The organism is Rhodococcus marinonascens NBRC 14363 (genome assembly GCF_001894885.1).
GTDB classification, from domain to species: Bacteria; Actinomycetota; Actinomycetes; order Mycobacteriales; family Mycobacteriaceae; genus Rhodococcus_F; species Rhodococcus_F marinonascens.
Window position 1 is genome coordinate 1 of the sequence record NZ_BCXB01000068.1, and the last position, 8,502, is coordinate 8,502.

Below are 8,502 nucleotides of genomic sequence, written 5' to 3' on the forward strand. Positions count from 1 at the left end.
GACACCCTGTCTGGGCAGAGCAGTACCGGGTTGGTGTGCCATCCGTCCGCCGCAAGCCAGTGCTGTACCGGTGCGGGCAGGGTGCCGGCGTCGGCCTGTTCGGCGAGTGTGCCGGCCAGGATGGGGCCGTCGCCGCAGATCGTGCACGCGATGTCGAACGCTGGCCCGGGTTCGCAATGGCGGCAGTGGTGTCGCTCGAGCAGCGTGCCGGTACTCTTCGGATCCGGGTGGTGATCGGCGACTTCAAGGAGGACCACAATCACCGGCACCGGCACTCGTCGCTGGGCTACCGAACGTCGGCCGAGTACGCTGCCCGGTGCACCCACATCCACCAACCTGTGGGCTGCGAGATCGACTGACATCAATACACACCGTGACTCTAAAACCACGTGGCCCGACTATCGGGGACCTGCCACCCCGGTTACCTCCGAGGCGGAGTTGTGCCCCTCACGCTGAGAGACCGTCAGGGTCACCAACTGGGAACGTCTGCCGCCAACCGGGCGCCCGCGCCATCTACATGAAGGCCGGGAACTGCGGCGATGTCGTGGCGTGCCCAGCTGGTCGTGGGCCAGCCAGCGGGTCATGGCGTCTTGCCTCAGTGCACTTTCTGCGTACCGAGGTGCCGGTACAGCGTCGTCCGGCCGACGCCGAGGATTTCGGCGATCTCGTTCTGGCTCATTCCGTTGTCGCGCATGAGTTTTGCTTGTTTGATTTTCTTCGGTGTCATCTTCGGTGGCCGTCCGCCGATGCGGCCGCGGGAGCGGGCGGCGGCCAGGCCGGCGGTGGTGCGTTCACGGATGAGGTTGCGTTCGAACTCGGCCAGGGCGCCGAAGATGGAGCCGAAGATGGAGAAGATGAGCTTTCCGCCGGCGGTGGTGGTGTCGATCGCCTCGGTGACCGACCGGAATCCGATGCCCTTGTCTTCGAGGTCGGTGACCGTCTGGAGCAGGTGTGGCAGTGAGCGGCCGAGGCGATCGAGCCGCCACACCACCAGGGAGTCCCCCGATCGTAGGTGGGAGAAGAGGTCGTCGAGTTGCGGGCGGGCGGTGGTGGCGCCGCTGGCGGTCTCGGTCCAGATCCGCGCACACCCCGCGGCGCTGAGGGCGTCGCTCTGCAGATCGAGGGTCTGATCGGCCGTGGAGACCCTCGCGTAGCCCAATAGTTCGCTCACGGGGCAGGAGTGTTCCATAACTCACCGACAACACTCATTGTGAAACATCGGTTATGGACACGGGTTTCGGAACACGGGGCGTGCCTGGTCGCCGAACTCGGGCTCGGATGGTTCATATACGTCGGTTTACGGAACATCTCTTGAGCGTGAGCCGCAATGGTCTCGACCCACGACCGCCACCCCTAACATCTCGGCGAGCGTTTGTCGGACTCCGACGCTCGGACAACTCGCAAGGGTGCGGCCCGTTGCCGAGCACGCATCCGACCTGTTGCAGCTCCTTGAAGTCGCCGATCACCACCCGCGCTTCGAGCAGATTCGTTGAATGATTCGATATGCCCATTATTCCATGGGGTGCCCGGCGGGATGTATGAGATTCCGACCCCGCTGGCGCGCAGAACTGTTGCAGTGCATGGGAAATGAACTCCGGACCATTGTCCATCCGCAACACCTGCTGTGGACTACCCCACACTACGAAAGCCTCCCCCAACTCCGTTCTGCGGTGATCGAGCGCTCCACGATGTTCAGAAGCGACAACAGTGTGTGTTCGTCGACCATCGATGCAATCTTCACAGCCTTCCCATCGACGGTTCAGACGAGGGCGGGCCGAATCGGCTGGGACTGACCACCGACGACAAGCGCGACATTGTTCCTTCTTGACTACTCAATGAACACAATGTGGGACACCATCTTTGGAAACGGTTTCACTGTGAGGTGCTGTGTGGAGTGGACGTCGGTCGCGCCCCCCACACACCAAGGGGACCCATCTCGCAGGATTGCTGCATGTTCGCCTTTGTTCCAGATTTAGGTTCGTGAGGGACTGGATACGGGCCGGTTGATCCCGGTTGAGAACCGGAGCTTGACAGGTCAACCCATGCGGCAGGCATGCTCGTGGGCGGTGCTCTGAGGATCGGTCGGCCTTTCCGTTCCAGTCGATGCGAGCCCGATTGGAGGACACATGGTTGGCCCGATTGGAGGAGTGACGCGGTGAGTATCAGTGGCTACGGTCGAGTACCGACTCGTCGGTTCGACGATCGTTGTATCTTCACTCTCCTCCTGCAAGAAGAGGTTTTTCATGCACGCACGAGCCCTTCAAACGGCCTTTGTCGCAGCAATTCTCACGACCACCGCGCTGACCGGGGTATGGCAAGCGCTGCCACGACCACCGGAGACAGTGTTCCGGACTACTCCGCTAGTATCCCCAGAACAGGGGACGGGCCCCTCCTGTTGGCCATAGCAACCGACGCGTCACAGGTTTCACGTGTCACCGAACTCGTCGACGCCGCGGAAAACCCGGCCACGATCGACGGGTTCGTCACTCCGAATACCATCTACCACACCGCAGCACGGGACGACACGAGTCGACCCTGCAGTTGGCATCTCTACACTGTGACCGCCAGCGGGGAATTGATCGAGCACTACAATGGCGAAATCACGTCAGGTGATGCCTCGGTACATATGGGCCCAGCTTTCGATGATGTCGTCCACAATGATGCCGTCCACAATGACCTCTTTCAGGTCGACAACTGCCTAGGCTGGGTTCGTTTGTGACACCGTCGACGATGACGTCCAATGTCCGCGCGATGTATGCCGTCGAGGCGATCGGCACCTTCTTCCTGGTGTTCACCGTCGGAGCCGCCGCAGGCAGCGGTAGCCCGTTCGCCCCGTTGGCGATCGGGGCGACCTTGATGGTGATGATTTATGCCGGCGGGCACATCTCCGGTGGACACTACAACCCGGCGGTGACCTTGGCCGTGCTGCTGCGGCACCGGATCGGACTTCGTGATGCCGTTGGATACTGGATCGCCCAGCTCGTGGCCGGGCTCCTCGCAGCGGTGGTGGTACGTGCGGTCGTGGTTCCGGCGCAGATGGAGACCACGGAAACACTGACGCTGGCAGGTCACACTCTGGTAGCCGCTTTCGTGGTGGAACTGCTGTTCACATTCGCTCTATGCTTCGTGGTACTCAATGTTGCCACCAGCAAGAGCCATCCGAACAACTCGTTCTACGGGCTGGCCATCGGATTCACCGTGGTGGCAGGGGCATTCTCGGTCGGAGCTATCTCAGGTGCCGCGTTCAACCCGGCGGTTGCAGTCAGTGCCGCCGTGATGGGGATGTTTGCTTGGCCGACGCTGTGGGTGTACCTGGTGGCTCAACTCGCAGCTGCTGTCGCTGCCGGCGCCCTCTTCCTTGCGCTGAACCCCGACGACCGGTGATCGCGGCGTAGACAGGTGACGGAGGCTACGAGCCATTCAGAACCCACCGTTGCGGGCGCTCAGAAACAGAAGTAAACACTGCCTATCACCCCGCATGTGGAAGCTTGTATGCGGGACAACCGTAAAGAGGGAATCCGTTGAACAAATCAGTACGTACCACCGCCACTGCGGTCTTGGCCGCCCCGCTCATCGCCGCAGTGTTCGCCACACCGGTCAACGCGGCCACACCTGACGACAGCCCCCCCTCGTCGGCAGTCAAAAACGGTCATGGTCTCCACCGTCGGGTCCGTGGCCTCCAAGTGCAAGCGGCCCGCTATCTGTCGTGGCGTGCGTGAGCGGAACAGATCGGCCCGCACGGGCGCGGGTGGTCCTGGCGATCGACTTGCGTCGTTTGTCGGTCATGATCTTGCCGCGGTGTCGGGCTCACGTACTTTACCTGGCTTTCCGGGTTCAGCTGCAGTCCTGCGCATAGGGTCTTTAGTAGCGTGCGAAGTGCCACAAGCGCCTCCTTTGTAGGCCGCCTGGAATTCTCGAAGTTGCCCAACACACAGATCCCGATGTTTCCTTGATTTGCTCCAAAGACATGGCGGTGTCATAGCCCTGATCTAGCTCGAACATGAGTGGCCGCAGTGAGGGCTCGTCCGTCCCCGGTTCTGTCAAGTAGGTGCTGTCTCCAACCTGGTACATCGATTCGCAGGCCACTTCGATGGTCGGGCCCTCCTCGCCGCTGGTAAGACAGGATGGCCGTCAGTTCATTCCCGGCAAGTTCGATGCGCTCGACCGACAGGCGGTTGCCCCGCTGCTCTTCCCGGGCAGCCAGGCCTCACCGGCAAATGCCCTATGAACGCGGTGGCCCAGGCGATATCAGGTTCGCCGGCTGGTGCTTCGATGTCCTCGACCGGTACCACATCACCGTGCCGGCGGAGATAAGCGATCAGCTGCTGCTACGATCGATCGGGGATGAGTTTCCGGCGAGTGACCGGCCCACCGGCCCCGGCCATCGGCCATCGGCCATTGAAAATCGCTCGGGGCCATCGGCTCGCATGCTGTCGAGTTGCGATCCGTACTGCTCGCCCACCATTGCGGCTATGTCATGTGGTCCCTGCATTACCTCACGCTCTCACACTCCCCCATCAGCTTCTCCCCTGTTCCCATGCTCGGCTGACCCCCGGTGACTGTGCGTCGTCGCGGTATAGCGCGCCCCTGGGGTGGTAGAGATCCACACCCGATATCAGCCCAGGACCGACTGAGACGACGTTGACGAGAGGGGCCGGAATAGTGTTCCTATTTCAGTTCGCTTTCTGCGACCCGAGATGCCGGTATAACGTGGTGCGGCCGACGCCGAGGATTTCGATTTGGCTCATGCCGTTGTCGCGCATGAGTTTTGCTTGTTTGATTTTCTTCGGTGTCATCTTCGGTGGGAGCAATCTTCAATTCGACCGCGGGCTATGTTGTTGCCGGAATCATCGTATTCCTCTTCATACTCGCGGTGTCCTTTGACCAGGAGCTGTCCGAGAAAGAGAAGACTGAGCTCTCGAAAGCGACAGTCGTAGTACAGCTTTCCTCGTTCGAGCGGCCAGGCCGTGGCGATGTGATCTCGAGTGAGGTCACCCGAATCGCATCCCAGCCGTTCGGGACAGATCGAATCGACCGACTACTCGCCGCGGCATTTGGAATCAGCAATGCCATTCCGAAGACAGGCGCATGGGGCACTACGTATCTCGACGCCCATCGGGTGCAATTGAACCTAGCCGAAGAGCGTGAGCAGATCGTCCAGCACTGTTTGGCACTGCGAACCGCGACCGACCGACTAGGAACCGAACCCGTCGGAGAGTCGGCTGCGGCGAGGACGGTGGCGTGTCTCCCGTGAATGGGTCCACCGTGTTTTGGAGTCCTGTTGCCCCTCGAACTGGGGGTGGAAATACCGGATGAGCGAGGCTAGCTCGCGTCGAACGCGAGCATTGCATCCGCGCCGCACTGGAACTCGTAGTCGAGTGCCTGCACTCGCGGTCGCAGTCCCAGCGACTCGAGTTCCACAAGTGCGGGCGGCAACAGTTCGTCCACCGCCTCGCCTGCCTGGTCCACGAGCGGGAACACCCGCACACTCCCCTTCGCCACCCGGGCCAACTCTCGTAGTGCGGCGATGTGGAATCGGCAGTCGAGACGGTCGGCATACGTGAACAGCAGGTGGGAGGACAGAACGAGATCGAATGTGTCGTCCGCGAATGGCAACCGCGGCAGGGCGCCCGCCCGGTATCGGTCGGGGTGGGCGGCGATGTCGGCGGCGAACTTCTCCGCCGACTCCCGGCGCATCCGCTGATGCCCCTCGGGGTCGCCGTAGAAGTCCCAGCGGAACTTCTCCACGTTCGCCCTGATCCAGTCGGAACCACGGGACACTTCCTCAACTGCACGCTCGGCGATCTTCGCCGCCGATCTGCGGTACACCGGATCGACCGCCACTGCGTCGACACCGAGTTCGTGTGCAGACGCCGTGAAACTCGAACCTCCGCCGGGGCAGTCGAGCACCTTGCCGGTCAGATCCGAGTCGCCCAGCGCGAACATCGCCCGATACTCCGCCATCGACCTCGAACTGATCAGGTACTCACCGATCGAATGACTACCCGGGTCGGTCATTCGGAGAGCCTTTCACAGTGTGCGTCCGTTGGATACGCACCTCTTGTCTACACGTCGCACCGGGCGGCAGGGGTGGCGTGTCTCCCGTGAATGGGTCCACCGTGTTTTGGAGTCCTGTTGCCCCTTGACCTGGGGTTGGAAGGACAATGAAGATCATGGCTGGACGGAAACGCAATTCTGCGGAGGACATTGTTCGGAAGCTGCGGCGGGCGGACGAGTTGACCGCAGCAGGGAGAACACAGGAAGAGATCGCCGCCGAACTCGAGGTGTCGGCGGCGACGTTGTACAACTGGCGACGCCAATACCGCGGCATGGACACCGATGCGGCGAAGGAACTCAAAGAACTCCGAGAACAGAACGGCAAACTCAAACGGCTGCTCGCCGAGGCCGAGTTGGAGAAGGACGCCCTGCGTGAGGTGGCCAAGGGAAAATTCTGAGCCCAGTCGCCAAGCGCCGCGCAGTCGAGATGCTGACCTGCACGTTGAGTATCTCGCAGCGATTGGCATGCAAAGCTGTTGGGCTCGCCCGATCCACCTTTCGGCGGCTTCCCGTAGCGCAGACCCCGTCAGACCCTGACGCCGACCTACGGGCCTGGCTTCGCCGCTATGCCCTCAAACACCCGCTGCACGGATTCTTCGCGTGCGTGGGCTCATCTGCGCCACGACGAGGGCCTGCAGGTGAACAAGAAGAAGGTCCACCGATTGTGGAAGGAGGAAGGCCTGCAGGTGCGGATCTATCACCCCCGTAAGCGGGCCGGGGTGCCTTCGGTGCCGACAGTCGAAGCGGATGCACCGAATGTGGTGTGGGCTATCGACTTCCAGTTCGATTCCACTATCGAGGGGAAGGCGGTGAAGATTGCATCGATGGTCGACGAACCTCCCCCGAGCACTGCGTGCAGGGCGGTACCCCCACACGGTTGTCGCTTCTGAATATCGTGGAGCGCTCGATCACCGCGGAACGGCTTGTGGAGGAGTTGGGGAAGGCTTTCGTATTGTGGGGTGGTCCACCGCAGGTGTTGCGGATGGACAATGGCCCGGAGTTTATTTCCCATGCACTGCAACAGTTCTGCGCCAGCAGGGTCGGAATCTCGTACATCCTGCCGGGCACTTCGTGGAACAACGGGCATATCGAATCTGGGGGAACCTCCCTGGACGAAGTCCTTGGGGGATCAACAACCGGCTGCGAAAGGAATGCCTCAACCGGAACTACTGGACGAATCTGCTCGAAGCGCGGGTGGTGATCGGCGACTTCAGGGAGGACCACAATCACCGGCACCGGCACTCGTCGCTGGGCTACCGAACGCCGGCCGAGTACGCTGCCCGGTGCACCCACATCCACCAACCTGTGGGCTGCGAGATCGACTGACATCAATTCACACCGTGGCTCTAAAACCACGTGGCCCGACTATCGGGGACCTGCCACGAGCGCTCGGGCGACCGCGGACACCGACATCTTGTCGATCGCCAGATGTTGCAGAATCCAGCGGGCACACCGCCGAGTCGTCGTAGCCGTCGGGGCGGCGACCCGGTCGATCCGCTGCCGGAAGACCGTCACCTCACAGTCATCGTTGGTGCAGGTGAACCGGGGCAGGCGCGCAGCCGGGTCGGATGCCCCACCACCGGCAGATCCGTCAACACCCGGTCGACGTGATCGCGCAGTCGCCCTGCCTGACCGCACACCGGGCACGTCGGATCCGTTTCGACCGGCCTGTATTCGATGTGGGTCAGTTTCTCGGCGATCGCGGCGCCGGTGATCGTCACCCCTAACTCGACGGTGCGGCAGATGGTGTCGGCGACAAGGCCGGTAGTGTCTGTGATGGGTCCTGCGGTGGTCTCGGATGCGGTGTAGGAACCTTCATCCTCACACCCCAGGACCCCTCCACATCTTGTGCCTCACCGCATCAGCACCGAACCGGCTTCATGCACTCTGAATCCGGAAGAGCCCTTTTACGCCATGTTCCACTGTTGGTTCGACTCACCAGTGCAGGGGGCAAGTTGAACCGGGGTGCCATTGGCGGAGATGCTGTCGGTGACTTCGAGGCATCTGCCGGTCGTGTTTTGAACGATGCTGCCGTCAGGTTGGTTCCCATCGGTGACTTCGTCGGCGATAGTCCACTGTTGTGTGATATGCCCGGAGCATTTGCCCAGTTCGACGGGCGTGACGCCATCCGGACTCGGATCACCGCCGAAGGAGCCGTCGTTGAGTTCTTGCAGGCACAATCCGGAAACCGGGTTGACGATCTCACTGCGGTCAGTGGCCTCCCACTGCTGGTTAGGTCCTTCGTGGGGATCCCACATCTGTATACGAGAAGAGATATCGGTACTCGCGTCGACCACATCGAGAACCCGACCATCCAACCCATACACCACCACTCCCGTGGGCACGGGAGTAACCTCAATCGTTGTCAACGGCATGCCACCAGCATTCACAGTGGCGGAGTCCGGGGTGTCCCGCGGTGCGCAGCGGATACTGTGATTCGTATAT

The 8,502-nt window shown here is 61.7% G+C and carries 12 protein-coding genes and 2 pseudogenes; 6 read left to right on the forward strand and 8 right to left on the reverse strand.

What is annotated here, in order from left to right; translation table 11 throughout:
- Positions 1-359 (forward strand): hypothetical protein (locus RM2_RS24735; protein ID WP_218017266.1); only part of this gene is annotated, 359 nt, incomplete at its 5' end.
- A gap of 236 nt (positions 360-595) precedes the next feature.
- Here the strand turns inward: RM2_RS24735 and RM2_RS22195 are convergent.
- Positions 596-1,171: a recombinase family protein gene (locus tag RM2_RS22195; protein ID WP_072691656.1), complete on the reverse strand. Its 576-nt coding sequence runs from the start codon at positions 1,169-1,171 to the stop codon at positions 596-598.
- A 182-nt stretch (positions 1,172-1,353) separates the two neighbouring features.
- Positions 1,354-1,566, reverse strand: a complete 213-nt coding sequence (locus RM2_RS26010) for an integrase core domain-containing protein (RefSeq protein WP_139277900.1) — start codon at positions 1,564-1,566, stop codon at positions 1,354-1,356.
- 829 nt (positions 1,567-2,395) lie between these two features.
- Between RM2_RS26010 and RM2_RS22205 the strand changes: the two genes are divergently transcribed.
- Together RM2_RS22205 and RM2_RS22210 are read left to right on the forward strand one after the other, a co-directional pair.
- Positions 2,396-2,719: a hypothetical protein gene (locus RM2_RS22205; RefSeq protein ID WP_139277898.1), complete on the forward strand. Its 324-nt coding sequence runs from the start codon at positions 2,396-2,398 to the stop codon at positions 2,717-2,719.
- Between the two features lie 11 nt (positions 2,720-2,730).
- The gene (locus RM2_RS22210; RefSeq protein ID WP_218017267.1) at positions 2,731-3,384 is read left to right on the forward strand and encodes an MIP/aquaporin family protein; all 654 of its coding nucleotides are present in this window, start codon (positions 2,731-2,733) and stop codon (positions 3,382-3,384) included.
- Positions 3,385-3,469: 85 nt separating this feature from the next.
- Here RM2_RS22210 and RM2_RS24740 read toward each other — a convergent pair whose 3' ends face one another.
- Both RM2_RS24740 and RM2_RS26105 read right to left on the reverse strand, forming a co-directional pair.
- Positions 3,470-3,643, reverse strand: coding sequence for a hypothetical protein (locus RM2_RS24740; protein ID WP_169846803.1), 174 nt, complete (start codon positions 3,641-3,643; stop codon positions 3,470-3,472).
- A gap of 183 nt (positions 3,644-3,826) precedes the next feature.
- A pseudogene (locus RM2_RS26105) lies at positions 3,827-3,949 on the reverse strand (peptidoglycan recognition protein family protein); the annotation flags it as partial.
- 99 nt (positions 3,950-4,048) lie between these two features.
- Here RM2_RS26105 and RM2_RS24745 point away from each other — a divergent pair.
- Entirely contained in the window at positions 4,049-4,228 is a 180-nt protein-coding gene (locus RM2_RS24745; protein ID WP_169846804.1) for a hypothetical protein, read from the forward strand.
- 445 nt (positions 4,229-4,673) lie between these two features.
- Here the strand turns inward: RM2_RS24745 and RM2_RS26020 are convergent, their stop codons facing one another.
- A complete protein-coding gene (locus tag RM2_RS26020) occupies positions 4,674-4,796 on the reverse strand; it encodes a hypothetical protein (RefSeq protein ID WP_373863376.1) in 123 nt (40 codons plus the stop codon).
- Here RM2_RS26020 and RM2_RS22225 point away from each other — a divergent pair.
- The gene (locus RM2_RS22225; RefSeq protein ID WP_169846805.1) at positions 4,790-5,254 is read left to right on the forward strand and encodes a hypothetical protein; all 465 of its coding nucleotides are present in this window, start codon (positions 4,790-4,792) and stop codon (positions 5,252-5,254) included. The two genes, RM2_RS26020 and RM2_RS22225, sit on opposite strands and share 7 nt — an antisense overlap.
- A 68-nt stretch (positions 5,255-5,322) precedes the next feature.
- Here RM2_RS22225 and RM2_RS22230 read toward each other — a convergent pair whose 3' ends face one another.
- A complete protein-coding gene (locus tag RM2_RS22230) occupies positions 5,323-6,018 on the reverse strand; it encodes a methyltransferase domain-containing protein (protein WP_072691661.1) in 696 nt (231 codons plus the stop codon).
- Positions 6,019-6,173: 155 nt separating this feature from the next.
- Between RM2_RS22230 and RM2_RS22240 the strand changes: the two are divergent.
- Positions 6,174-7,383 (forward strand): annotated as a pseudogene (locus RM2_RS22240) (IS3 family transposase).
- A gap of 185 nt (positions 7,384-7,568) precedes the next feature.
- On the opposite strand, the gene RM2_RS24860 reads toward RM2_RS22240, so the two are convergent.
- Positions 7,569-7,778: a hypothetical protein gene (locus tag RM2_RS24860; protein ID WP_174553883.1), complete on the reverse strand. Its 210-nt coding sequence runs from the start codon at positions 7,776-7,778 to the stop codon at positions 7,569-7,571.
- A gap of 186 nt (positions 7,779-7,964) precedes the next feature.
- On the reverse strand, positions 7,965-8,502 hold a 538-nt coding region (locus RM2_RS22250), incomplete at its 5' end, for an RICIN domain-containing protein (RefSeq protein WP_218017268.1).

What these genes read in the sequence shown, in the direction of transcription:
- RM2_RS22210 (WP_218017267.1), top strand. Translation starts at nt 2,731, where the DNA reads ATGACGTCCAATGTCCGCGCGATGTATGCCGTCGAGGCGATCGGCACC.
- RM2_RS26020 (WP_373863376.1), bottom strand. Translation starts at nt 4,796, where the DNA reads ATGACACCGAAGAAAATCAAACAAGCAAAACTCATGCGCGACAACGGC.
- RM2_RS22230 (WP_072691661.1), bottom strand. Translation starts at nt 6,018, where the DNA reads ATGACCGACCCGGGTAGTCATTCGATCGGTGAGTACCTGATCAGTTCG.